33 protein-coding genes are annotated in these 24663 nt (G+C 40.9%); 21 read left to right on the forward strand and 12 right to left on the reverse strand.

Going from position 1 to position 24663, the window contains the following annotated elements; all coding sequences use genetic code 11:
• The 11 genes from C1A12_RS17870 (at position 1) to C1A12_RS17920 (ending at position 9140) form a co-directional block, all read left to right on the forward strand.
• Complete coding sequence (locus tag C1A12_RS17870; protein ID WP_101846065.1) at positions 1-780, forward strand: SDR family oxidoreductase; 780 nt, start codon at positions 1-3, stop codon at positions 778-780.
• Positions 774-1379 (forward strand): TetR/AcrR family transcriptional regulator, encoded by a 606-nt coding sequence (locus C1A12_RS17875; protein WP_101846067.1) that lies wholly within the window; start codon positions 774-776, stop codon positions 1377-1379. The genes C1A12_RS17870 and C1A12_RS17875 overlap by 7 nt, the downstream gene beginning before the upstream one ends.
• Positions 1376-2248, forward strand: coding sequence for a 3-hydroxyacyl-CoA dehydrogenase family protein (locus C1A12_RS17880; RefSeq protein ID WP_101846069.1), 873 nt, complete (start codon positions 1376-1378; stop codon positions 2246-2248). The genes C1A12_RS17875 and C1A12_RS17880 overlap by 4 nt, the downstream gene beginning before the upstream one ends.
• Before the next feature lie 13 nt (positions 2249-2261).
• Positions 2262-2660 (forward strand): thioesterase family protein, encoded by a 399-nt coding sequence (locus C1A12_RS17885; RefSeq protein ID WP_101846071.1) that lies wholly within the window; start codon positions 2262-2264, stop codon positions 2658-2660.
• An 11-nt stretch (positions 2661-2671) separates the two neighbouring features.
• Positions 2672-3736 carry a phosphotransferase family protein gene (locus tag C1A12_RS17890; protein ID WP_101846073.1) on the forward strand — a complete coding sequence of 355 codons (1065 nt, stop codon included), beginning with the start codon at positions 2672-2674 and terminating at the stop codon, positions 3734-3736.
• Complete coding sequence (locus tag C1A12_RS17895) at positions 3729-4460, forward strand: 2-phosphosulfolactate phosphatase (RefSeq protein WP_101846075.1); 732 nt, start codon at positions 3729-3731, stop codon at positions 4458-4460. Before C1A12_RS17890 ends, C1A12_RS17895 begins: the two co-directional genes overlap by 8 nt.
• Positions 4457-6229, forward strand: coding sequence for an acyl-CoA dehydrogenase family protein (locus C1A12_RS17900; RefSeq protein WP_101846077.1), 1773 nt, complete (start codon positions 4457-4459; stop codon positions 6227-6229). Before C1A12_RS17895 ends, C1A12_RS17900 begins: the two co-directional genes overlap by 4 nt.
• Positions 6230-6302: 73 nt before the next feature.
• Positions 6303-7040, forward strand: coding sequence for an enoyl-CoA hydratase/isomerase family protein (locus C1A12_RS17905; RefSeq protein WP_235001654.1), 738 nt, complete (start codon positions 6303-6305; stop codon positions 7038-7040).
• A 12-nt stretch (positions 7041-7052) separates the two neighbouring features.
• Complete coding sequence (locus tag C1A12_RS17910) at positions 7053-8027, forward strand: quinone oxidoreductase (RefSeq protein ID WP_101846080.1); 975 nt, start codon at positions 7053-7055, stop codon at positions 8025-8027.
• A 112-nt stretch (positions 8028-8139) separates the two neighbouring features.
• Entirely contained in the window at positions 8140-8682 is a 543-nt protein-coding gene (locus C1A12_RS17915) for a GNAT family N-acetyltransferase (RefSeq protein ID WP_101846082.1), read from the forward strand.
• The gene (locus C1A12_RS17920; RefSeq protein ID WP_101846084.1) at positions 8682-9140 is read left to right on the forward strand and encodes a hypothetical protein; all 459 of its coding nucleotides are present in this window, start codon (positions 8682-8684) and stop codon (positions 9138-9140) included. Before C1A12_RS17915 ends, C1A12_RS17920 begins: the two co-directional genes overlap by 1 nt.
• Before the next feature lie 96 nt (positions 9141-9236).
• On the opposite strand, the gene C1A12_RS21160 is transcribed toward C1A12_RS17920, so the two are convergent.
• The 3 genes from C1A12_RS21160 to C1A12_RS17930 are packed head-to-tail and all read right to left on the reverse strand — an operon-like array spanning position 9237 to position 10637.
• Positions 9237-9377: a hypothetical protein gene (locus tag C1A12_RS21160; protein WP_159462223.1), complete on the reverse strand. Its 141-nt coding sequence runs from the start codon at positions 9375-9377 to the stop codon at positions 9237-9239.
• A gap of 59 nt (positions 9378-9436) precedes the next feature.
• Positions 9437-9847 (reverse strand): Mov34/MPN/PAD-1 family protein, encoded by a 411-nt coding sequence (locus C1A12_RS17925; RefSeq protein ID WP_101846086.1) that lies wholly within the window; start codon positions 9845-9847, stop codon positions 9437-9439.
• Positions 9834-10637 (reverse strand): hypothetical protein, encoded by an 804-nt coding sequence (locus C1A12_RS17930; protein ID WP_145997063.1) that lies wholly within the window; start codon positions 10635-10637, stop codon positions 9834-9836. Before C1A12_RS17930 ends, C1A12_RS17925 begins: the two co-directional genes overlap by 14 nt.
• A gap of 749 nt (positions 10638-11386) precedes the next feature.
• Here C1A12_RS17930 and C1A12_RS21450 point away from each other — a divergent pair.
• The 3 genes from C1A12_RS21450 (at position 11387) to C1A12_RS17945 (ending at position 12879) form a co-directional block, all read left to right on the forward strand.
• A complete protein-coding gene (locus C1A12_RS21450; RefSeq protein WP_235001655.1) occupies positions 11387-11614 on the forward strand; it encodes a hypothetical protein in 228 nt (75 codons plus the stop codon).
• A gap of 2 nt (positions 11615-11616) precedes the next feature.
• Positions 11617-11931 carry a hypothetical protein gene (locus tag C1A12_RS17940; protein ID WP_101846090.1) on the forward strand — a complete coding sequence of 105 codons (315 nt, stop codon included), beginning with the start codon at positions 11617-11619 and terminating at the stop codon, positions 11929-11931.
• Positions 11932-12012: 81 nt separating this feature from the next.
• The gene (locus C1A12_RS17945; RefSeq protein ID WP_101846092.1) at positions 12013-12879 is read left to right on the forward strand and encodes a hypothetical protein; all 867 of its coding nucleotides are present in this window, start codon (positions 12013-12015) and stop codon (positions 12877-12879) included.
• 203 nt (positions 12880-13082) lie between these two features.
• Here the strand turns inward: C1A12_RS17945 and glnA are convergent, their stop codons facing one another.
• Positions 13083-14393, reverse strand: a complete 1311-nt coding sequence (gene glnA, locus C1A12_RS17950; RefSeq protein ID WP_101846094.1) for a type I glutamate--ammonia ligase — start codon at positions 14391-14393, stop codon at positions 13083-13085.
• A 251-nt stretch (positions 14394-14644) separates the two neighbouring features.
• Here glnA and C1A12_RS17955 point away from each other — a divergent pair, with 251 nt between their 5' ends.
• Both C1A12_RS17955 and C1A12_RS17960 read left to right on the forward strand, forming a co-directional pair.
• Positions 14645-15100, forward strand: coding sequence for a DUF2188 domain-containing protein (locus tag C1A12_RS17955; RefSeq protein ID WP_101846096.1), 456 nt, complete (start codon positions 14645-14647; stop codon positions 15098-15100).
• 187 nt (positions 15101-15287) lie between these two features.
• On the forward strand, positions 15288-15497 hold the full coding sequence (locus C1A12_RS17960; RefSeq protein ID WP_101846098.1) for a YwbE family protein: 210 nt from the start codon (positions 15288-15290) through the stop codon (positions 15495-15497).
• Positions 15498-15886: 389 nt separating this feature from the next.
• On the opposite strand, the gene C1A12_RS17965 is transcribed toward C1A12_RS17960, so the two are convergent.
• The 3 genes from C1A12_RS17965 to C1A12_RS17975 all read right to left on the reverse strand — a co-directional run bounded on the left by C1A12_RS17965 (position 15887) and on the right by C1A12_RS17975 (position 18050).
• Entirely contained in the window at positions 15887-16879 is a 993-nt protein-coding gene (locus tag C1A12_RS17965; RefSeq protein ID WP_101846100.1) for an acryloyl-CoA reductase, read from the reverse strand.
• Positions 16880-16895: 16 nt separating this feature from the next.
• A complete protein-coding gene (locus tag C1A12_RS17970; RefSeq protein ID WP_101846102.1) occupies positions 16896-17108 on the reverse strand; it encodes a hypothetical protein in 213 nt (70 codons plus the stop codon).
• 306 nt (positions 17109-17414) lie between these two features.
• Complete coding sequence (locus tag C1A12_RS17975; RefSeq protein ID WP_101846104.1) at positions 17415-18050, reverse strand: hypothetical protein; 636 nt, start codon at positions 18048-18050, stop codon at positions 17415-17417.
• Positions 18051-18214: 164 nt separating this feature from the next.
• Between C1A12_RS17975 and C1A12_RS17980 the strand changes: the two genes are divergently transcribed.
• Positions 18215-18790, forward strand: coding sequence for a M15 family metallopeptidase (locus C1A12_RS17980; protein WP_235001656.1), 576 nt, complete (start codon positions 18215-18217; stop codon positions 18788-18790).
• A gap of 34 nt (positions 18791-18824) precedes the next feature.
• Here C1A12_RS17980 and C1A12_RS17985 read toward each other — a convergent pair whose 3' ends face one another.
• The 5 genes from C1A12_RS17985 to mreBH all read right to left on the reverse strand — a co-directional run bounded on the left by C1A12_RS17985 (position 18825) and on the right by mreBH (position 22018).
• Positions 18825-19739: a ketopantoate reductase family protein gene (locus C1A12_RS17985; RefSeq protein ID WP_101846106.1), complete on the reverse strand. Its 915-nt coding sequence runs from the start codon at positions 19737-19739 to the stop codon at positions 18825-18827.
• Positions 19740-19758: 19 nt separating this feature from the next.
• Positions 19759-20118, reverse strand: coding sequence for a DUF1428 family protein (locus C1A12_RS17990; RefSeq protein ID WP_235001657.1), 360 nt, complete (start codon positions 20116-20118; stop codon positions 19759-19761).
• A 38-nt stretch (positions 20119-20156) separates the two neighbouring features.
• Entirely contained in the window at positions 20157-20516 is a 360-nt protein-coding gene (locus C1A12_RS17995; RefSeq protein WP_101846108.1) for a DUF1428 family protein, read from the reverse strand.
• Between the two features lie 22 nt (positions 20517-20538).
• Positions 20539-20832 (reverse strand): hypothetical protein, encoded by a 294-nt coding sequence (locus C1A12_RS18000; RefSeq protein ID WP_101846110.1) that lies wholly within the window; start codon positions 20830-20832, stop codon positions 20539-20541.
• 178 nt (positions 20833-21010) lie between these two features.
• Positions 21011-22018, reverse strand: coding sequence for a rod-share determining protein MreBH (gene mreBH / locus C1A12_RS18005; RefSeq protein WP_101846112.1), 1008 nt, complete (start codon positions 22016-22018; stop codon positions 21011-21013).
• A gap of 166 nt (positions 22019-22184) precedes the next feature.
• Between mreBH and C1A12_RS18010 the strand changes: the two genes are divergently transcribed.
• Genes C1A12_RS18010 through C1A12_RS18025 form a run of 4 tightly spaced genes read left to right on the forward strand, consistent with a single transcriptional unit; the run spans position 22185 to position 24637 of the window.
• Positions 22185-22931, forward strand: coding sequence for a YkgJ family cysteine cluster protein (locus C1A12_RS18010; RefSeq protein ID WP_101846114.1), 747 nt, complete (start codon positions 22185-22187; stop codon positions 22929-22931).
• Positions 22921-23562: an MOSC domain-containing protein gene (locus tag C1A12_RS18015; RefSeq protein WP_101846116.1), complete on the forward strand. Its 642-nt coding sequence runs from the start codon at positions 22921-22923 to the stop codon at positions 23560-23562. The genes C1A12_RS18010 and C1A12_RS18015 overlap by 11 nt, the downstream gene beginning before the upstream one ends.
• 6 nt (positions 23563-23568) lie before the next feature.
• Positions 23569-23943, forward strand: coding sequence for a DUF1992 domain-containing protein (locus C1A12_RS18020; RefSeq protein ID WP_373420485.1), 375 nt, complete (start codon positions 23569-23571; stop codon positions 23941-23943).
• A 28-nt stretch (positions 23944-23971) separates the two neighbouring features.
• The gene (locus C1A12_RS18025) at positions 23972-24637 is read left to right on the forward strand and encodes an SOS response-associated peptidase (protein WP_101846120.1); all 666 of its coding nucleotides are present in this window, start codon (positions 23972-23974) and stop codon (positions 24635-24637) included.
• Positions 24638-24663: the final 26 nt, after the last annotated feature.

Raw genomic sequence — 24663 nt, forward strand, 5'->3', positions numbered from 1 at the left:
ATGCACGTGATGGAGTTATTCAACCTAAAGGGTAAGACCGCGATTGTGACAGGAGGAGGCCGCGGTTTAGGGGCGCAAATTGCAGAAGGGTTAGCGGAAGCTGGTGCCAATATCGTTTTGTGTTCTAGAAAAAAAGAAGCTTGTGAGTCAACGGCTGAACGGCTGAAGGAAGAGAATAAGGTCGAAACATTGGCATTTGGCTGCAATGTAACAAACCCGGATGATGTTGAGTACGTGGTTGATCAAACAGTCGAAGCTTTTGGAAAGATTGATATTTTAGTAAATAATAGCGGAGCTACCTGGGGAGCACCTGCCCTGGAAATGCCTTTAGAGGCTTTTCACAAAGTAATGAACGTGAACGTAACCGGGACTTTTCTTATGTCGCAAAAAGTAGGAGAAGTCATGGTAAAGCAGGAGTCCGGGAAAATCATTAACATCGCCTCAGTCGCCGGTCTGGGAGGTGCAGACCCCCGTTTTATGGATACAGTGGGCTATAACGCAAGTAAAGGGGCCGTGATTACTTTTACTAAGGATTTAGCCGTAAAATGGGGATCGAAAAATATTCAGGTTAATGCCCTTGCCCCAGGTTTTTTTCCAACGAAAATGTCCAGAGGGGTCCTGGAGCAGGGTGGGGACTTTATATTGGACCGAACGCCATTAGGTCGTTTTGGAAGTGAGCAGGATTTGAAGGGGGCTGCCTTGTTCCTTGCATCAAGTGCTTCAAATTATGTAACTGGCGATGTTCTGGTTGTGGATGGGGGAATGCATGCTTCATGTTAGAGATAGAGCAGAATTCAAACATACCTAAAAAAGACAAAATGATTGATACGTGTATTGCTCTGTTTGGGCGTAAAGGTTTTCGGGAGACCTCCATCCAGGATATTGTCGATGCGAATGGAATGACCAAAGGAACTTTTTACTATTATTTCAAAAGTAAAGAAGACGTTCTCGTTTATATCCACGATACTTTTATCTCGGATCTGCTTACCAAACAAGAGAAGATTAATAGGAATATAGAATGGTCTTCTCGAGAAAAATTGTACGCGGTCGTTGAAATGATGATTGAAAATATTGCTGAAGGTGCAGACAGTGCGATGGTATTTTTTAGAGAAATACGAAATTTAAGTGATAAAAAAACAGGTGAAATTCTGCCCAAACGTGAACAATTTCAAAAAAATATACAGAGTATTATCGAAGAAGGGATTAATAGGGGAGAGTTCCGTAGTGATCTTAGGGCGGATATGCTGTCTTATGCCATTTTAGGTATCGCTAACTGGAGTTATTTCTGGTATGAACCTGATGGAGAAGTTAAGGAGAAAGAGTTAACGGACATTTATATGAATATTATCCTACAGGGGATTGAGGAGGAGAAGCCATGAGTATAGAGAATGTAGCAGTAATTGGTGCAGGCTCCATGGGGCACCAAATTGCCATGCTAAGTGCTTTGGCAGGTTATAAAACGTCGCTTCAAGATATTAGTAATGATTCACTAAAAAAGGCAAAAATGGATTTGAACAAAATCATGGACAGAGGGATAGCTAAAGAAAAAATTACGATGGAGGCACGAGACCAGGCTTTCGGTCGTTTGTATTTTACTACAGATCTACGAGAAGCTGCATGTGAAGCAGATCTAGTGATTGAAGCTGTTATTGAAAAGCTGGAAGTAAAACGCGAGGTCTTCTCGGAATTAGATATAGTCGTACCCTCTCATGCGGTACTTGCTACGAACTCTTCGACCATCGTCAGTTCCTTAATTGCGGATGCGACAACAAGACCAGATAAGGTATGTAATATGCATTTCTTCTTTCCTCCCCTTGTCATGGACTGTGTGGAAGTAGTCAAAGGAGATCATACATCCGAGCGAACCGCTGAGATTGCTATGGAGGCTTGTGAACAAATGAATCGAACAGCCGTGCTGCTGCAAAAAGAGATTTCTGGATTTATTGCTAATCGGATCCTTTTTGCTATCCAAAAGGAGGCAATGGCTTTATATGAGGGTGGCTATGCTGATTTTAAAGATATCGATAAAATCACTAGAAAGGCGTTAAGTCACCCGATAGGACCATTTGAATTAATGGACTTATCTGGAATTGATGTGGGGTATTATGTCATGCAGCAGCAGTATGCTGAGACAGGTAACCCAAAGGATAAACCATCCAGAACAATCGTTGAAAAAGTAGAAGCAGGAGAGCTGGGACGAAAAACCGGTAAAGGGTTCTACGAATACGGAACTAAAGCCAATCAGTGAGGGAGCGAACGAGATGCATACAACAGAAATTCAAGTGCGGTTCTGTGAAACTGATTTACTTGGGCACGTAAATAATAATAATTTTTTTGTGTATATGGAAGATGCTCGTATTAAATTTTTTAATGATTTAAACCTGGTGGATGAGGATTGGAATTTCATTTTAGCATCTATAAAATGTGATTTTTTAAAACAGGTTTATTTCAATCAAAAACTTCTAGTGAAAAGCGGAGTAGTTAAAATAGGACAATCCAGTTTCCATCTCGAGCAGGATATGTATGAAGAAAGTACAGGAGCTCTTGTCGCTAAAGGTCAGTCGGTTATTGTCCAATATAACTTTAAGGAACAAACCAGCCAGCAGCTGTCTTCGGAAATGCGGAAACAACTGGAAGCTTATCAATTGGCTGCTAATTGAGGAGGAACAATATGAGCGGCGCTCAAGAAACACAAGAAGTTAGAGAGGGCGAGGAATTAGATGTTTCGAAGGTGGAGGATTATCTTAGAAATACCTTTAATCATCTGCCTGAGGGGGAGCTGCAAGTTCGTCAATTTGGAGCAGGGCACTCCAACTTAACGTATGAATTAACGCTTGGGGATTGGCAGGCAGTCTTGCGTCGTCCCCCTAAAGGACCTGTTGCACCGAAAGCCCATGATATGGAAAGAGAATACACAATTATGAAAGCATTACACGAGATTTATCCTTTAACACCGAAGCCCTATGCATTCAACGAAGGGGATGTGTTAGGCAAGCCATTCTTTATTATGGAACGTAGACATGGTCTCGTATTTAATACTGAATTTCCAGAAGAAGCAGAAGGGTCAGCTGAATTAGGCGAGAAGGTTTCAAAAACGATGGTGGAACAGTTGGTTGAACTTCATTCCATTAATTATGAGAAAACTGAACTCCGCCGTATGGTGAAACCTGATGGCTTTATGGAAAGGCAGGTTCATGGGTGGATTAGACGTTTTGAAAATGCAGCCACAGAGGATGTTGGTAAAGCAGATGACTTAAAGAGATGGCTGGTCGAGCATCTTACTCAATCAAATGAAGCTTCGATTATTCATTATGACTATAAGTTAAACAATGCCATGTTTAATAAAAGTGGAGAAATGACTGGTCTTTTTGATTGGGAGATGACGACAGTCGGCGATCCATTAGCTGATCTGGGGGCAGCCATGAGCTACTGGACACAAAGTGATGACCCGGAACTGCTTCAGACAGGACTCGGGAAACCACCCTTAACAACGAAGCCGGGCTTTTATTCCAGAGAAGAGTTTATAGAAGAATATGCAAACAAGAGCGGCAGGTCAGTTGAAAATGTGGATTTCTATTTGACCTTTGCCTATTTTAAATTGGCAGGCATCGTGCAGCAAATCTACTATCGTTATAAAAAAGGGCAGACCAATGATCCAAGATTTGCCAGGATGAATATATATGTGAATAACTTAATCAGACATGCAGAACGAACGGCAGGAATAAATAATGGGTAATGTACAGTTGATTTTTAAAAAAGAAGATATTGTCCCTGAACAAATGAGAGGAAAAACAGCGGTTGTTTTCGATGTACTGTTTGCTACCTCGACAATTACTGCCGCATTAGCTGATGGGGCAAGCTCGGTCATGCCAGTATATGATCAGGCTCAGGCAAGGGAAAAAGCAAGAACTTTCAATGAACCTTATGTATTGGCCGGTGAAGAACAAGGGCGGACCATTGAAGGCTTTCATCACCCTTTACGAACGTTTCTAAATCCTATTGTAAAGGGAAGGCATCTAATTCTATCTACGACTAATGGGACAGTGGCAGTAAATCGTTCCAGTCAGGCAGATCACTTATATACTTCTTCCCTTTTAAACAATAGGGAAATGGCCAACCATTTAATCGAAAACCACAGTAATGAAACGATTGTTATCGTTTGTTCGGGCACCAGCGGTCACTTTACAATGGAAGATTTCTATGGAGCTGGCAGCTTAATTTCTTACTTAGTCGAAAAAGGGTCATTCACATTATCGGATGCAGCGCAGACTGCCCTGCTTTTTTATAATGGGTTATCGGCCTCACCTTTTGAGGTCCTGCGTTCCAGTAAGATTGGCCGTATATTACTTCAATTAGGAATGGATGAAAAGGAAATTAAATTTGTTGCCCAGGAAGGGGTTCTTCATACTATTTCTAAGTTTGACCCTGCTACTCGGCAGATTAAGGAGGTAGTTAAATGAACACAGTTCCCAACATGATTAAGGGCGGTGAATTTCTTATTTCGGATCTTCACCCGGATAATGTCTTCACTCCTGAAGATTGCTCGCAGGAACACAGAATGATTGCCGACACAGCTCGACAGTTTATTGCCCGGGAAATAAATCCTTTTCAGAAGGAAATGGAAGCTGGAGATTATCAACTGGTCAGTGAAAAGATAAAGCGTGCAGGAGAATTGGGTTTGCTCGGGCACAGTATTCCTGAGAAATACGGTGGGCTCGGGCTTGATAAAATAAGTAAAGGAATTGTTGGTGAAGCATTAGGAAGTGCTGGCGGTTACAGTGTAGCGCATTCTAATCATACATGTATCGCTACCTTACCCATTACTTATTTTGGCTCATCAGAACAAAAGCAGAAGTACCTTCCTAAATTAGCTAGCGGGGAATACATCGGAGCCTACTGTTTAACCGAACCAGAAGCAGGATCGGATGCTTTAGCTTCCAAAACCACTGCTGTGCTTAATGAACAAGGAACTCATTACATTTTAAATGGTACAAAAATATATATCACAAATGCATCGTTTGCCGATACGTTTATTGTTTACGCCAAAGTAAATGGTGAGTCTTTTTCAGCGTTTATTGTAGAAAGAAGCTTTAAAGGACTTTCTGTGGGACCCGAGGAAGACAAAATGGGGATTAAAGCGTCCTCTACGTGTTCCGTCGTGTTAGAAGATTGTGAAGTTCCAAGAGAGAATTTACTAGGGGAAATTGGTAAAGGGCATCTTATTGCTCTCAATGTATTAAATTTAGGTCGATTTAATTTAGGATTTGCCACCATAGGAGCAGCTAAACAGAGTTTCAAATTAGCGTTGAATCACATAACAGAACGTAAACAGTTTGGACAAGCCCTTGCAGAATTTAACCTGACGAAACAAAAAATTGCACACATGGCCGCTGACATTTATGCTGCTGAATCATTACTGTACCGTACGGCAGGATATGTAGAAAGTGCCCTAGGTGAATTTGAGAATTCAACGGCATTTGATTCTATCGCCAAAGCTATGAATGAGCATTCCATGGAATCAGCTATCTGTAAAATTACAGGTTCTGAAATCCTGGATTATATTGTAGACGAATCGCTCCAGCTTCATGGAGGAGCAGGATTTATTAAAGAATATCCCGTCGAACAGGCCTACCGCGATTCCCGAATCAACCGGATTTTCGAAGGAACCAATGAAATTAACCGGCTTCTTATTCCTGCTAACTTTTATAAAAAAACAACTCAGCAGGAATTAGACACAGATGCTCTTATGGAGAAGGCGATTAAATCGCTGCGGAAGGGCATAGATGGCCAAGAAGAAAATCAATTAGAACAACTCCATCAGGCTGTCCGCTTGTTTAAAGACCTCTACCTTGCTTCAGCAGGGCTTGCTTATAAAGTCTATGGAAAAGCGATTAAAAGAGAGCAGGAAATTCTAATGAAACTGGCCGACTTGGCAATCGCAATTTATGCAAGTGAATCGGTTGTCTTAAGAACGAAGAAAGTAAATGAGTCAGGTGAGCGCAAAGCAGAATTAAAGAAAAACTTGGCTTCTATTTTTATCGAGAGAAAAGCTTTTGAAGTCCTACAGACATCTAGTGAACTTTTTTCCCATCTGCTGGATGGAGAGGAGAGGAAGGAAACAGTAAGAAATATATCATTATGTTTAAGTGAATTTCAATTTAAAGACACCATATGTAAGCAACGCTCCATAGCCAATGTGTTCATAGAAGAAAAACAATATATTTTATAAAAAGTGAAGGGATGGAGATTCAATGAATAACCTGGGGAACGACCATTTAAATGTGAGTCTAGAAGGACCTGTCATGTCATGTGTTTTAAATCGTCCGGAAAGTTTAAACGCTTTTTCAAATGAAATGATTTTAGGGCTTCAGCATGCAGTAAGAGAAGCTGAAAAGAACGATCAAATAAAAGTCGTTGTTTTATCAGGAGCCGGACGGGCGTTTTCTGCGGGCGGGGATGTGAAAAGTATGGGGGAAGCGACTTCAAGTCACTTATATGACCACGTGGGAGAATTGAATAAACTTATTCTAATGATGAAAGATTTAGGGAAACCCATTGTGGCTGCAGTCCATGGATATGCTGCTGGAGCAGGGTTTAATTTAGCCCTCTCGTGTGATCAAATCCTGGCTGGAGAAGATACGAAATTTGTGCTCAGCTTTGCTCAGGTAGGGCTCGTATCTGATGGAGGAGGGCATTATTATTTAAGTCGAATTTTAGGCCCTTATAGGGCTAAAGAGGTTTTGTTTAAAGGAGAACCGATTCCTGTGGAAACTGCTTCAGAATGGGGACTGGTCAATCGCGTGTTTCCACTATCCGAGTTGGAGGAAGGGGCGATGAGTTACGCTTTAGAACTTGCGAACGGACCCGGACGCGCCCTTGGAATGATGAAAAAACTGGTGGACCGTGCTGAGAAGTCAGACCTCTCAGATATCTTGGAACAAGAGAGAATTACTCAGACAATGATGATTGATACTGATGATCACAAAGAAGGCGTTCAGGCTTTTAAAGAAAAGAGAAAACCAGAGTTCGTAGGTAAATAAGGAGGTTTTACAGTGAAAACAGTATTATTTAAACAATATGGGGGACCTGATGTACTGGAAACGGCTGAAGTAGACCGTCCTGAGCCTCAAAAAGGCGAAGTGCTCATTAAAGTTAATGCTATTGGGGTCAATTATGCTGATACAGCAAGGCGTGAAGGTGCCTATGTTGTTCCTACGCCTCTACCTTTTACGCCTGGGGCTGAAATAGCCGGGGTTGTAGAAGAAACAGGTGAAGGAGGAGAGGATTTTGCCCGCGGGGATCGTGTAGTAACTCTTGTTGGTTCAGGGGGGTATTCAGAGTATGTTACCGCCCCTGCAAATAGCTTAATTCGTATACCTGAAGGATTAGACGATGAATCTGCTGTAGCTCTCCCTCTTCAGGGGTTAACAGCCTACCATTTATTAACGACGATGGGAAAGCTGGAAAAAGGTGAAACTGTCTTAGTTCATGCAGCTGCAGGAGGAGTAGGTACGTTGGCTGTCCAATTGGCTAAGCATTTCGGGGCAGGCAGTGTAATTGCAACAGCTAGCACCGAGGAAAAACTGTCGCTTGCCAAAGAACTAGGCGCTGATCATCTAGTTAACTATACGAATACGAACTGGCGGGAAGCTGTTATGGATGCCACAAATGGGAAAGGAGTGGATGTCGCATTAGAAATGGCAGGAGGAGAAATTTTTCACGAAACGATTAAATGTATGAGATCTTTCGGGCGTGTAGTGATCTATGGAGTGGCAAGCGGCACACCGGCCGAAATGTATCCATCTGGATTAATGAATCGAAACCTTTCCGTAATTGGCTTCTTTCTTCCTCAGATTATGAAAAAGCCGGACTTATTTGAGAAAAGCCTGGAGGAACTGCTGCTGCTTGTGCATGAAGGGCGGCTTAAACTTTCGGTGGGGGGAGTATATCAATTAGATGAAGCGTCAAAAGTCCATGAGCTCCTTCAAGGAAGAAAGACTACCGGGAAATTAATATTGAAGCCATGATAAAGTCGTCCTTTTTGGGCGGCTTTTTTACATGCTGCAGCAGGAATTACTTGTAAACTATCGAATACATTTAGTAGCGGAACTTGTATTATTATGACGAAGGAGAGAGAAAATGTTTTTACATAGAGTAGATGGTGATCTAGCTTTGAAATTAATCGGACCCAACGATGCAGATGAACTTTATCAGCTCACAGATCATTCCCGAAATCATCTCCGTACTTGGCTTGGCTGGGTTGACAGCAATGATTCAGTGGAAGATACGAGAGAATTTATAAAGAATGGGTTGAGGAATTACGCTGAAAACAGGGGCATTCCTGCGTGTATCTTATTTAGAGGAAACATCGCAGGTATAATAGGCACCCAGGACACCGATTGGACAAATCGATCTACGAGTATTGGTTATTGGCTCTGTGAGGACTATATTGGAAAAGGAATTATGACACGTGCGGTAAAGGCTCTGACGAATTATCTTATTCAGGAACTCAAAATAAATAGAGTGGAAATCAGAGCAGCAGAAAAAAATGTGAGCAGCCGCTCCATCCCTGAACGATTAGGCTATACACAAGAAGGTAAAATCAGACAGGCTGAATGGCTTTACGATCATTACGTGGACCATATTGTATACAGTATGCTTGCCCATGAATGGAGTAAATAATGAAGTGGTTTTTCCTTAGTATTCTTTGTGTGGTGGTTGGAATTGCTGGGTATTTTATTTACATCAAATTGCATCCTCCCCTTACAAATGGGGGCTACGGTGCAAGTGAGTCTATGGAAACAGTGGTAATATCGTTAGGGAATAAAGGAATGCATGATATTTACTTTACAGATGTACAAATTAACTCAGACCGTACTCCTGATAATGCTGCTTTTCAGGTTGTTGATGGTGCCACCGGTTTTACACTTGATGAAAATTTTGAAAACGGGGAGAGTTTCGGAGGTCTGTCACAGTCTGTTGGAAGGACGGTGATCAGGGCCGATACAGATCCCGTGCCTCAAAATGATGAAGATATTATATATGGTTTAAGTGTGCATAGCGAAGAACCCATTGAATTAATAAAAGTGTCCTATGAATATTTTGGCCTCCGTTTTCTTGAAGAAATTGAGATCGATTAAGAGACTTGTCCGCTCTTTTGGGAAGGAGAAGCAGGGACTAGGACAGCCCCTGCTGCATTCATAAAAAATACTCCTAAGGCAGGAGATACAAGAATGCTACCTTCTTTTACCACAGCAGCCGCCAGATTTATATCCAACTCTTTTTTTCATAGTATTTGTATTAATAATAGTAGGTTCAGTTCTATCTTTTTTAACAATAAGAGGGGTTGTTTTTACCCTTGCTTTTCTTGCTTTCAAGCCTAACATCTCCTTTCGCTTTTACTATATTATAGTCGGGAATTTGAAAAAGGAGAGGGCTAGTGTATTTCCAGGGGATAGTTCATGTATGTGTGTTTATAAATCTTAAAGCATTTGATGTCGGGGGTGGAGTTCTTAAAGGAGATAATAATCATTTTTACGGCATTGTCGTAATGCTCAGCAATGTCGTAACTTGATGGTAAAGGAGAAGTCGTAGGGTGGGAGTGATAGACAGCTAGAACTTCCTCTGACTTCTCCTTTATTTGCAGCAAAGTTTTTTCAACGACAGATTGACTTACGTAGAAACGATGAACAGATTTGGCTTCATTAACAAAGGGCCAATTGTGCTTTATACAGGGTTGGCATCCAGATAACAAACCGCACACTTCAAACGGCAGGTGATTTTTTCCATGTGAGATCATTTGTTTATAGATATTCTTCGGAATGATAAGGGCGTTATTTTTTTTCATATTGCTTCCTCCTTTGAAAGAAGGAAAAAAATGATAGAATGATTTTTTTGGCTTTAGGCTGTTCTGGTTGATTGTTTCTTTCTTCTTCGTCTGCTGGTGTTGAGGGCAGATCTTCTGTCAGTCCGGTTTGCTTAACCGCCTGGATTGGCATGGTATTTACTTGTTTAGATCTCGTTTTGTTATAGATGAACTGGGATCTATCTTTTTTTTTAGACGTATTTTTTCTGGAGGAGTTGATGATGTTCCCTTGAGTAAAAGTGTTTTTATTGATGGATTGGTTGCCCGGCAAATTGGCTGACTGATTAAAATATGGTCGCTGCTGAGGACGTGAGGCTTCTGTATCATATATTTCCCTAGAGGAATGAACCATATTTCGTAACTGGCGGAAACTCGCCGGCTGTGTGGACTTTGTTTCTTGTTGAACAGGTTTAGGTTCTAAGCTTTCCTTCAAAATTTTAAATTCTTCTTTTATAGCTTGTTTTTCATTACGGTTTTCTTCCATAAATTCCTGTTGTAAATCAAGCATATCCTTCATGTGACTTTGCAGCTGTTCAATTTCCTTCCCCATAGAATGAACTTTTTCTTTTAACTGCTCGACCGTTTCTACGATAGAGGAGAGCTGATCAGGATAAGGATGACCTTGTTCTGGTTGTTGATTCTCTTCTTCCATTTCGATAAATGCACCTTCTATCTGTAAAAATTTTTTAATACTGCGGTTATCATCAGACAGGAGCTCTCGGTTTTTTAATGTTTCCAGTGTGAATCTATATTCTTCTACTCTCTGTTTCATTTTCTCGATCTCCTGTAATTCAAACCATTGTTGCCTTTCCATCACTCATCACCCTTTGGTCGCCCAGTATTATCCTATTGGCTATTGATGGATTCGTGACAAACTGCACAGAATTACATTGGAACTTCCGATCTTTATCTACTATTGAATCTATGCTGCCTATAAGAAATAGATTAATAACTTTTGAAGATTTTCCCTGGGGATAAGCAGGGGGAGAGATGTCCTGGACATTGATTAGAGCTGAGTGTCACTTATCCTTCAAAGCTTTCAGCGCAGTTGTGGAAGATGAAGGCCACCCTGCCGACCTGTCTTTTTTTAAAAGGGGACACTAGTGATATTGGATAATGGTGCAACATATGATGGAGTGAGGATGAACCTCTTTCAATTTATGAAATGGGGTGAATATAGTGGGAAGCCGCAATCATGAAATAAGCAAAAGTATTGATAGGCTTAGGAGTAATAACGAAGCTTTTATTGGGAAGGTAAAAGAGCTGGTACACCAATTAGAGAATAAGAAACATTTTTATTTATTATCTTATTTTACATATTCATTCAGCATCTCTCACCAACCTGAACAAGAAAGCTTATGCTTTGGATCCTGTCATCTTGTCAATAAAGGGTCTGTACCTGTAAACAATCCTTATATATGTATTAAGATTTCTGAAAAGTCTCCATTTACTTTTTCAGGAAAGTATACGTATGAGGCTCCTAAACAACAAGCAATAAAAACACCGGGGGGCTGGCTGAGAATGAACGATAAATCAAACAAAGAGGAATACTGGTTAAAGCCTTTAAACGTTACCACTCTTCTGCCGGACGAAACCGTATCGTTTTCTAACTTTCAGGTGAAGTGGCGGGCAGAGGAAGACTATGCCGGAAGTGTGATGGGATTTGTATATTGTGATGAGATCCCTGAAGGAGCAGCTGTGATTAATCCAATCAGCTTAAATGGAACAACTTTAAAAACGGAGGGGTAAAGGTGACCAAACAACACGAGCAGGACCAGGAGTTATTAGTGAAACATCTTATCCGCCAGTTTATGAGGGATCAACTGAATGACCTGAAGAACGATAAGAAGGAACGCAACAACAGCTTCGTATTTCTGGAAAACAATACGTTGAATATGCTGATTATTCATCTCCTTATGAACTGGGATAAGCGATCAACCGGGTCAGCAAATGATAGCTCCGCCGGGAATGAGGTTATGGAGTGGATTGAAGAATTAAACCAAGTCATCAAGCAAAGTGAGGAAGGGTTTACTGAAGTTATTACTCTTCTAAAAGAGAAAGTTTGAGTATATGCACACACTCTTTAGCTTTTTCATACACTTGAATGTATAGGTGCCTAGAAAAATGGTTGACCGGAGGTTTAAAGTATGAAAAAGGATCCAATCCAAATGCAGCAAAAGCTGATTTATTTTAAAGCTGAACTGGATAAATATAAAGAAAAGGTGAGGGATTACCAGGATAATTATCATTATTCCCAGCTGGAAGCGTTAAAAAAAGAAAATACTTCTTTATTAGAACAAAATGAAAGTTTATCTGTTCAGCTAAAGGCGGCAAAAGCGGAGCTAGACAAACGTTTAAAGGGACACGACCGAGAATTGAATGTGCAGAAAGAAAAGGTAGAAATGCTGATAAAAGAAAAAAATTCTATTCAACATAGGAATTCAGAACTGTTTCAGGAAAAACAAAAGCTGTTAAGTGAGCTGAAAACACTGAAGGATGAACTGAACACCAACCGAACCAGACTGTCCCAACAGCAGAATGACTTAGCTCTGCTTCAAGCCAGTTACGTAAATGCACAAAAGGATATAGAAGATAAAAAGAAAGAAGTCAGTACAGAGAAACTGGCCAGAGATAATGCCGAGAAAAAACTTCAAACCCTTGAAAAAAGCTGGGTAGAGGATAAAACACGGTTTGAGGAAATCACAGAGAAGTTAAGGCAGGAGAATTCGAAGTTACAGGAAGAAAGCAGGAAGATCAATCAAGAACTAAAGGATGCTTTACTCGTACAGAGGGAGCATGAAGAAGCAGCTGAAGAGCAGAATATTCAGTTTCTTAGCCATCTTGAGAGTCAGGTGAAAGATTTAATTGGTTATTCTACGGAGTTTGAAAAAGGTGAGGACTCCAAAGTAATTTTTATGAGTGTACTGGAAAACAAGCTGGAGGAGCTCACGAACGAAATTGATGAGATCGAAGAGCAGATGAGAGAAAGCCAGACTTCTGATGAGAAAGAATAGAATGTAGGAACAAAGGCGCGGGTGTCCTGGTCGATACCACACCCCTAAGCAAAACGGACGGAAGGTGGTCTTCCCTTCCACAGGTCGGATTGCTTATGTTGAGAGGGGCTGGGTGCCTGCACTGGATGTCGCTCTATGGAATTTTATAATTTCTGAGAACATAAAAAAACCCCCATGAGTAAATGGGGGTTTGAGCTTGATGATTACTTGCTCATGTAGTGTTCAAGTTCCCAATTGCTTACTTGAAGGGAATATTCTGTCCACTCTGCTTCTTTTTCTTCAATATAAACTTTAGAAGTGTGTTCTCCAAGAGCTTTCAATAGGACTTCGTCTTTTTGAAGAGCGTGTACTGCTTCTTTAAGGTTTGTTGGAAGAGTTGGAATGCTCTCATCTGTAACTTCATATAGGTTACGGCATTCAGCTTCCCCTGGCTCCATCTTGTTACGAATTCCTTCAAGACCAGCCTGGATAAGAACCGCCAAAGCTAAATACGGGTTAGCCGTCGGATCCGGGTTACGTACTTCAAAACGAGTACCTAGTCCACGCGTAGTCGGTACACGGATCATACAGCTTCGGTTAGAGTGAGACCATGCTACACTTACAGGAGCTTCGTATCCTGGAACAAGTCGCTTATAGGAGTTAACATTAGGGTTGGTGATTGCTGCTATTCCGCTCGCGTGGTGCAGAATTCCACCCATGAAATATTTCATAGTTTGTGAGATTTCATCGTCCGCTCCATTGTCATAGAATGCGCTGTTTCCATCTTTAAAAAGGGAAAGGTGACAGTGCATACCAGATCCGTTGTCGGCCGTTACAGGTTTAGGCATGAACGTTGCGTGGTATTCATGATTAGTTGCCACATCTTTAACAACACTCTTAAAGGTTTGAATGTTATCTGCTGTTTTCAGCAGTTCATCAAATCGGAAGTTAATTTCATGCTGGCCTTTAGCTACTTCATGGTGAGAAGCTTCCATTTCAAAGCCTATTTTTTTCAAAGTGCGTACGATATCCCTGCGTACGTTATCTCCTTTGTCTTTAGGAGAGGCATCAAAATAGCCTGCTCTATCATTCATTTTACGGACAGGGTATCCTTCATCATTTAATTTGAATAGGAAGAATTCTGGTTCAGGACCTACGTTTACTGTATAACCTAGATCTTTAGCTTCTTCTACAGCTCTTTTTAGAATATAACGAGGGTCCCCTTCAAAAGGTTCGCCATCAGGTGTGTAAATGTCACAAATGAAACGCGCAATTGGGTCTTCATCCATTTCCTGAGGTAATACCAGGAATGTATCTAAGTCAGGGTATAAATACATATCACTCTCCTGGATATCTGAGAAACCGGAGATGGATGAGCTGTCAAACATTGCTTCATTTTCCAGTACTGTTTCTAGTTCTTCGATAGGGAGTTCGACATTCTTTGTGTCTCCCAGCATGTCTGTAAACTCCAGGCGAATGAATTCAACTCTCTTTTCATTCACTGTCTGCTTGATCGATTCCTTTGTATAAGTCATACTTTTTCCCTCACCTTTGTTATATTTTTGAGATTTTCCTGCTAATTAAGTAGTCTGAAATCTCCAAATAATCTTATGTAAAGAATTCTAACATAAGATGTTCTGTATTTCTAACAATAATTTATATTTTTTCTTAAAAAATTTTTTCAATATCCATTAGTTCGAATTTTGGAACAATTTGACGAAGAAATTTTGTTTAAAAATTCTTCCTTTGAGGTAAAGGTTTGAAAAAGAAAAAGGAGTGACAAAGTATGCCATGGGATACGAATGATTATCCAAGTTCTTTAAAAAACCTTGACACGATCGTCCGTAAAAAGGCTATAGAGATTGCAAATGCAATGATTGATGAAGGATATGATGAGGGTAGAGCTATTCCTATTGCCACAGACCAGGCTAAAGAATGGTTTGAGAGTGCAAGCAAGAGTGAAATCGATCAAGTTCGCAATATGACAGATAAACAATTAAAGCAGCGTGATGAAAATGCAGAAAGCAGCCGCCCTGAGTTACTTGATAAAGGAGAGCATGTAGTGGCTCATGATAAAGGATGGGCTGTCCAGTCAGAAGATGCTAAAAAAGCTTCTTATGTTTTTAAGAATAAGAAGGATGCTGTGGAACGGGCGAAAGAAATTGCAAAAAATAAGGGAACAAAAGCGATTATTCATAAAAAAGATGGCAGCATTCAAAATCAGACCGCTTTTGATGATTAAAGACTGGCTCCTGCTCCGAATGAAATGGTTTCAGCGCTATCAGCAGCGGGGGATAATGGAAGGATCTCGCGATATGGAACGCAAATTACGAAGAGTAAAGCTGACGACGCCTTAAAACAGGTGTCGTTTTTTTGAAAACAGAAGGAAAATATGTGATAAAATATCAGCAGGAGAGAGAAGGTGAACAATGAACGGAAAAATTCGAAAAGATGTGAAGCCTGGGATAGAGGTAGATATCGTCCTAAAGAAAGACCAAAGAAGTGGTAAACTGACGACCGGGATTGTAAAAGATCTATTAACTAAATCATCCTCCCACCCTCACGGAATAAAAGTTCGTTTAGAAGATGGACAAGTGGGAAGAGTGAAGCGGATTTATGAAGAAAAAGAAGAAACTTAACTATCTTACCATTGAAAAAGCGAGTCAGATTATACTGACTCGCTTTTAAAAAATCGGATTAATGAATATGTTTGTTGATAGGCTTGCAGTTTCAATGCAAGCGGGATAATGAACCATATTGCCGCGGTGTGTTTCTACATGGTAGTTTTTATCAACTTAAACGACGCAATCCCTACCTCTATTGCATCCTTACAGCTCCGAAGCTGATCCAGTGTGATTAAGTTGTACTAAAACATAGCAGAATGCCAGTCTCATACTTATCACTCTTTCATTTTCCGAGTTACCTTTTAGCGAAGGCACTAATAAATAATCTTAATATACAACAACATATTTGTCAATAAAATTTACTGGTGATCTGCTGTGAAGATAGCGTACCATGTTATTATTCTTTAAACTTTCACAATTACTCTGCCTCTAGTCTGTCCTTGCAGGATCTGATTTAAGGTTTCAGGAAGTTCTTTCAATGAAATTTCCGATTTGATTTCGTCAAATAGATTTGTTGTCTTTAAATCATTGGCTAAGCGGTGCCAAATTTTCTTCCGGGTCGGCATAGGGCAGTATACGGAATCTATCCCAATAAGACTGATACCCCTTAAAATAAAAGGATAAACCTCTGTAGGAATTTTAGTTCCGCCTGTTAACCCGCTTACTGCTGCAGCACCGTTATATTTCAGTTGACTTAAAATCGATGCAAGTTGCTCTCCTCCGACAGGATCAACGGCAGCAGCCCATCGTTCACTTTGAATCGGCTTAAGCCTGCCGTCATATACATCTTCTCTGGTAAGTATGTTTTCAGCCCCAAGTTCTTTTAGAAAGGCACTGTGTTCTGTACTTCCAGTGCTTGCTTCCACATGGTACCCCCGCTTGCTCAACATGGCGACCGCCATGCTTCCAACTCCTCCGGAAGCTCCTGGGACAAGAATTTTTCCGTGATCCGGTTTTAGACCGGTATTTTCTAAACGGTGCACCGAGAGAGCTGCAGTGAAGCCGGCAGTCCCATAAATCATAGCCTCTTCCAGACTAATACCATCTGGTAGAGGCACAACCCATTCTCCAGGAATAGTTGCATACTCACTGTAACCTCCGTGATGATTTACTCCAATTTCATAACTTGTGGCAATTACAGCGTCTCCGGGCTTAAATCGCGAGTCCCTGGATTCCACCACTTTCCCTGACAGGTCAATACCCGGTACAATGGGATAGTTCTTAACTAAAGGGTTGTTTGGAGTGGCGACCATCCCATCTTTATAATTTACACTTGAGTAGTGAACTTTAATTAATACATCACTATCAGGCAGATTGTTTCTTGATAATGAAGTGATCTTGGATTCAATTTCCCCGTTTTCATTTTTATCAATGGTGTAAGCTTGAAAATCGGACACGTGAAGTCCCTCCTGTTTAATCCTTGTCTTCCTTGTTTTTTAAGTCTTCATCGAATTTTTCTTCAGTGGAAGAATCGTTTTTAGACTGGTGGCCTTTTCTTATTTCACGTTCTTCTTTTTTCATATCTTTATCAGGTACGGGATCCTCGGGTCTCTTTTTTTCTTCCTTAAGCTTTTTTTCAATCTCTTGGGTGCTGTAGCCATCTCTGTTTTCATTTTCTTTATTCATTATCATTCACCTCCGTAACCTTGTACACTGTGTTCCTTTTTTCAGCACTATTTAAACAGCTTATGTAGGTGAAATTTATAACCGTCCAGAAGAATTAGAAAAAACCCCTGCGGCAGGGCGCGGCCACTGAAAAAGTCCTTTCTGCTTTTAATTTTGTTGTTGCTTCTCACGAATCGCTTATCGGTGGATGCTTGCCGCGGGCACGGGCTCAGCTAACTTGGTCAAGACTTGACCAAGTGGATCTTCGGCTCGCGCTGTTCCCTATTGTTTTACCTCTGTTAAGGCCACTCCGTCAGGACAGAGGGGTTAAGACTCGTGATTCTTTAGGTGATTTATCATTCGCTGGACCCATGAACTTTTTAAAATATAATCAAAGGCGGTACTGATAACTAAGCCGTGTAGAACCACTCCGAACAATGTTAGGATAACTAATATGATGTGGCCGGCACTCGTAGCAGGCTCAAAGTTCGAACGGCCGAAAAACAGAAGAGCTCTAATTGAACGGATAAGAGCATCAAAGTAACTAGTCAAATGAGGTTCTGTGTTTTTTAAAGGAATGATTAAGATAAAAATAACAATTGTTGTTAATCCTGCTACATAAGAAAGGTGCTGCTTCTTTAAAAATCTGATAAACGGCAGTGTATAATACTTCGTAATTGATTTTAAACGAAGTAAATGAAAGATTCTTGCAAATCTGGCGAACTGAAAAACAGCATCGAGAGGGATTACTGCGATGACAAGAAATGGGTGTTTTTTTACAAATTCCCACTTATGTTCTGCGTGAATAAATCGAATCACAAAATCTATGAAAAAAATTCCCCAGGTCCCCCATACGATATAGCTGTCGTATTCTGTCTGCTGCCAAATGGTAGCGATTGATAACGAAGCCAGACCCAGCATAAGGAGTTCGTATACAGTTTGAGTATTTTCTTTTTTCGACATACATGTTCCCCCTGGCTGCCAACGATAAATCTATTATACCATTTTGATTAAAATGTCGAATTATGCAGTCAGAATAGTGATTATGGTAAAATAATAGATACAGAACTGCAAGAAACTTCCTCTGTTAAGTTTCTCCTGAATTATAATAGAGAGGGAAATCATACTTGAGACGCCTGTTCTATCAAATGGTCTGGCTGTTATTCTTCATCCTCGCAGCCGGATTGACGATTTATTCTTTAATTGACACCCAAGACAGCAGGGATGATGTCTACCGTGTGGATGAGGATGAACTTCCGGATGAGCTTCATCCCACTGTGGAAAATAAGAAAAATCAACTTCTTGAGGATGCATCTGAGATTGGAATTGATGTGGTAATTACGGACGGGATTCGGACTATTGAAGAGCAGGAAGAAATCTATGAAAGAGGCCGTACTAAAGAAGGTCAAATTGTAACGTATGCTGAAGGTGGAGAATCTTATCATAATTATGGTTTAGCTGTGGACTTCGCTTTAAGAACAGAAGAGGGCCGTATTTCATGGAATACCGAGGCAGACAGAAATGATAATGGAGAGGCTGACTGGGTGGAGGTAGCCGAGTTAGCTAAAGATCTAGGCTTTGAGTGGGGAGGAGATTGGGAATCTTTTCAAGATTATCCTCACTTGCAGATGGATTTTGGATTAAGCATTCGTGAATTGCAAAATGGCAAACGCCCTGAAGCTGAGCCTCCTGAAGAAGAATAAATGCCCCGGCCATATAGGCTGGGGCATTTATTCGTTAACTATTCTCATAAGGTTTGATCATGGCGTGAACAGTCTGGATATAAGGCAGAGAAAGGTTGTGTTCGTCAGCTAATCGAAGTGCCCCTCCGTGTAGATGTTCCACTTCTAAAGTAAGACCTTTGCGGCGGTCCTGGTGCATTGAGGATGTCATGGAGTCATCGAGTTTATTTAAATTGTTAAAAGCGGTTTCCACATCATCGCTCGTCAATTGGATTCGATTGGCATTGGCAAGTGATTTCATTTCATTCAACATCTCTTTAGCAATAAGAAAAGTTTCGGGGTGCTGCCTTATTTCACCAATAGGTAAATTAACCGCTGTCGTAATTCCAGAAAATGAAGTAATAAACATATACTTTTTCCACATGTCTTCGAGAATATTCGGGCTTTGTTTCCCTTTCATATTTGCCTGGCTGCATGCAAGGCTGAGCTCTTCACAAATCTGCTGTTGAGAAGGGTGCAGTGGCCCAAACACTAAATCGTGGAAGGGACTTGTATGGTGCACGTGACCTTTTTCATCCAAAGTAGCGATAATATAAGCCAATCCTCCAATGACAGCTTCTTCTCCAAGTTCCCTTTGTAATATGGTAAGATGTTCGACTCCATTTAATACTGGTAATACTTTAGCCCCTTTTTGAACGAGCTGTTTCAGCCATGGAAGAGTGCCGGGGAGGTGGTATCCCTTTACAGATAAAAAGACCAGGTCCGCTTCGGAAATCTCATCGGTGCTCTCGGCTACGTGAAGATCGGGAACTTCATAATCTCCATTTTTACTATGTAATACCAGTCCGTGTTCTCTTAATTGTTGAGCACGTCCTTCACGGACTAAATTAATTACTTTATGCCCGGCTTCCTGCCAGCGCGCCCCATAGTAAGCCCCTAAAGCTCCTGCCCCTAATACTACAATCCTCATAGCAAAGCCTCCTTAATTTTTATACTAATTTGAATTTAGAACTTATTATTTTGTCCAGTTCAATGATACCTTTAATGTACTGATTTAAATAAGACAGCATATCGTTGGAACCTGTTTTTTTCATTATTTCATAATAATGATCTTCATCATTAAATACGGTCTGCCCAAGTACTAATTCTTCGTCTTCTTCCAGTTCAAATAAATTCAGCATGCCCATTGTTCCCTGATTACCCGTCAGTTCATAAGACAAATAAATACTATGGTCTAAGGTGCCGTGGGAGACGAGTATATCTCCTGTTTTCTTTGCCATTTTAAGAAAGGGCGTAATTTGGTCCTTTTTCACCCTGAAAAAACAGATCACTGTATAAATGGAAGTCACACTCCTTAATAATAGATACGCCCTTTGAAATCGGCTGCCTATGTTTCTGACTCTGCATCTTGAAAAGTAGAGGTAACTACTGAAGTAAAATCCACTACCTCCCGCAGCTGCTCGTAGAGTTGAGTTATTTTGTCATCTTGCTTCATTTGTTCAATGGCCTCGTGAAAGTGGTCTTTAGACTTATATTCTATTTTTCCTAAAAAGACAACTTCATCATCTTGAGGATCAAATAAATTCAGAAGCCCTAATGAGCCCTGCTTACCTGTCAATGCATCTTCCTCAAATAGATATGGTGTACAGTCATAGGAGCAGATCGCAGGTTTAAGCTTATTCGTTATCTCTATGAAACGACTGGTGTGTTGACGGGGAACTCTAAAAATATACATTGATATGAACATTGTCTCCACCTCATCAAAGCTCTTATTTTTTTGTCTCTATGGCAGCATCAATAAGTAAAACGAGTGACGTAATCGTGTGCATGACCCATCCAACCAGAGGGATGGCGCCAATAAAGCTTGTAATCATACCCAATATGCTTCCTGCACTAAACCTTGCATCTTTAATTGAGAAAACTAAAGTTATGGTATGCAGGGCAAACATAAAAAGGAGAGGGGTCCATGACATGCTTAGAATAAAGGTTCCTCCTGCGAAAGGGATAGCAAGCAGCCCTTCACAAATGCCTGAAATCCATTTTAGTAATGTAGTGCGGTTCATATTCGAATCGAGCTCCTTTGCAGTTATCCAACTTCTTTACTAGTTGTTTACTTCGACACGTTATCGCTAAAACCCTTTTCATTCTACAATAAAGAAAAGACTAACCTAAACAATCAGGTTAGTCTTACTCAATTGAATCGTATTAGATTTCAGTGTTTTTGTCTACTTATTCACTCGTTTACTTTGCAGCTTTTTCCAACTTCTGAATCATCTTAAGGGAGCGGCCGGTACCTATGGCGACAGATTCCAGCGGGCTTGGAGCCATGTGAACAGGCACGTAGATTTCTTCAGAAAGCCAATCCTGCATACCTTTAAGCAGTGCTCCGCCTCCTGTTAAAATCACACCGTGATCGACAATATCTCCACTTAATTCAGGCGGGCAGTCTTCAAGAGTAGCACGAATGGTTTCGAGAAGCTGTTCAAGTGATTCTTTTAAGGCAGACTGAATTTCAGGTGAAGTCAATTCAATGGTCTTAGGCAGTCCAGTAACCATGTCTCTTCCGCGTACTTCCATTTTTTCTTCTGGATGGTCTACGAGGGCGTATCCAATCTCCATTTTAATTTGTTCTGCCGTTCTCTCTCCAATTAAAATGTTATAGGCTTTACGCACGTACTGAATAATCTCTTCATCCATTACGTCCCCGCCCATGCGAATAGAGCGGCAGGAGACAACACCGCCAAAGGAAATGATGGCTACTTCGCTAGTTCCGCCTCCGATATCAACGATAACATTGGCTACGGGTTCATCTACAGGAAGGTCTGCACCTATGGCTGCTGCGATAGGCTCTTCGATCAAATGCACCTGTTTGGCACCATAGCTTTTTACTGCATTATGGATGGCCCTGCGTTCTACCGAAGTAGAACCTGAAGGAGTGCAAATGACAACCGTAGGTTTACGCATAGACACCCCGGATTTACGGCTTACTTTCTTCATAAGTTCTTTAAGCATTTGCGCCGTCATATCATAATCAGCAATTACTCCATCCCGGAGCGGGCGTACCGGAATAATATTTCTCGGGGTCTTTCCTACCATTTCTTTCGCTTCTTTTCCAACGGCCACTACACTTTTAGTCTCAGTATTATAAGCAACAACGGACGGTTCGTTTAATAAAATCCCTTTAGTCTTCGAATAAATAAGGATATTAGCTGTACCTAAATCAATTCCTATTTCTGCAGTTGATAACATGTAAGTCGTACCTCCAAAGATGACAGATTCTTATACATCTTTCTATCATACTACTTATTTTCTGGGGGTTATAGCAAGAGGAATTTTATGGGCTTTCCTGCGGGTAGTCGATAAGCCTTACTGATGTGTATAATGGTTATAATCAGGTCATTAAGGAGTTTTCTGAATGAACAGGTATTTAACACACCAGGAAATAATCGATAAATCGAATAGAATAAATGAATCTTATGAACTAGATTCTGAAGTGTTTGAGACGATCGTAGATGATTTGCTTAATAGTGAAGCAGATACTGAAGAAGTGATTCTCGATGGATTTCAACGGCTGCTGGCCGAAATTAACCATGAGATCGGACGCATGGAAGACCATGTGTCTATGACGCCCAGCTGCTTTAAAGGCTGTGCCTTCTGCTGCTATTTTCCCATCATCATCAGTAAAATGGAAGCAAAAATGCTGTTTCGCTCCATTGAGTCCTTTCCCGACGAACGTAAAGAACGTATTTATGATCATTGGGCTGACTATTATTCTACCCAATCCGGAAAACTAAATAAAGCTTTGAAAATGGATCACACCGAGGAATCAATTAAATTTGATTACAAACGGTTAAATCTTCCATGTCCTATGCTGGATCCCAAAACGCAAGCCTGCATGGCTTATGAAGTCAGACCCGTTCCGTGCCGGACTTATTTAAATTATGCCGACCCCAATGTTTGCGCGGAGAATCATTTACCAAAAGAACCATTCAGCTATGAATTTCTTTATAATCATTACTTTGGTGCACTAAATGAGCTCATTCAGTTTTTATATGAAAATGGAGAAGAATTATTTGTAGATTACCCGTCCGATGCCTGGAGTTATGATTTCCTGCCGGCTTGGGTACAAAAGTGGAGAGAGGGGACGTTGGATGAATTATAAGCTGCTATCTTTAAATGTTGGGAAACCGGAAGTGTATGAAACGGATAAGGGGGAGTTGGAAAGCGCTTATCGAAAAAAATCGGTTAGTGGACCTGTTTATTTAAGCAGGCTGAATTTTCAAGGGGATGAACAAGCGGATAAGAAAAATCACGGGGGGATCGATCAAGCTGTGTGTCTCTATCCTGCACGACATTATCGTTACTTCGAGGAAGTTTATGGACGTTCTTTTTCATTCCCTTCATTCGGAGAAAACATTACAGTGGAAGGAATCGATGAACAGACAACCAATATAGGCGATATATTTTCAATTGGCCAAGCAGAAGTTCAAGTGACAAAGCCCCGTAAACCTTGTTACATCATTGCCAGAACCCATAGTATTGATGATTTTCCTAAGCGCGTGCAGAAAACCGGTTTTACAGGTTTTTATTTGAGAGTAGTGAAAGAAGGCTTCGTACAAGCGGGGGATGGGATGGTTCTTACAAAGAGGGATCCACATGGAGTTACAGTAGCGGATGTAAATGACGTAAAGTATAACCATCCTCATGACCAGGAAAAGATAAAGCGGATCCTTCAAGTAGAGGCTTTTGCAGAAGAAGACCGATTATCTTTAGAGCGTCGCTTATCTAAATAAAAGGAGATGAGGCCGGTGGATTTCGGTCATTTAACTGAAGAGAAGATCAAGCAATCGATTAAACAGGGAGATTTCGATAACCTTCCGGGAAAAGGAAAGCCGCTTCCGAAAGATGAACTATCTTACGTACCTGATGAGTTGCGAAACAGCTATCGTATTTTAAAAAATGCGAATATGCTACCTGAAGAGATGCAGCTTAAGAAAGAGATTATTCAGCTCGAAGAATTGATCGAAGAGAAAGGGGATGCCTCCTTAGATGAGAAACAACAACTAACGGAAAAAAAGATTAGGTTTAACGTGCTGATGGAAAAAAGGAAAATGCAGAGCAGCCCGGCTTTTAAACGGTACAGTAGTAAGGTTCACAGAAAATTGGGATGGTAGATTTTTTAGAAGGGGAGGGCGTGGAACGATGTGTGGAAGGTATACATTGACGGCACCTGAAGAGGAAATCATGAAGCAGTTTAATTTAAAAATGCCTATTCCTGATTACACTCCAAGATATAATATAGCTCCCGGACAAAAAGTATTAGCTGTGATTGATAATGGAGAACAGCGGCGGGGTGGTTATATGTATTGGGGACTTGTCCCTTCCTGGGCAAAAGACCCTAAAATAGGCTATAAGATGATAAATGCCCGAAGCGAAACTGCCCATGAAAAACCAAGTTTCAAAAAACTAATGACGGCGAAAAGATGCTTAGTCATTGCAGACAGCTTTTATGAATGGAAGAGAGACGGTAAAGAAAAGATTCCCTTTCGGATTAAGTCAAAAAACCGTAAATTGGTTGCATTTGCCGGCTTGTGGGATCAGTGGAGGACTGAAGAAGAAGAACGCTTTACATGTACAATTTTAACGAAAGCCGCTGACGATTTTATGGAAAGCATCCATCACCGCATGCCCGTGATTCTGCCAAAAGATCAGCAGGAAGAATGGATTAAACCAGTTAAATGGCAGCCGGAGGCCGCTGCACAATTTATAGAGAGTTGCGGAACGGAAGAACTTGAAGCAGACCAGGTGAGCACTTTTGTTAACTCTGCGAACAACGAAGGTCCTCAGTGCATTGAGTCTCTTACGTAAAAGATAAGCCGGTTTCTTCCCGGGCG

It is taken from the genome of Halobacillus sp. Marseille-P3879 (genome assembly GCF_900240285.1).
Classification (GTDB): Bacteria; Bacillota; Bacilli; order Bacillales; family Halobacillaceae; genus Halobacillus_A.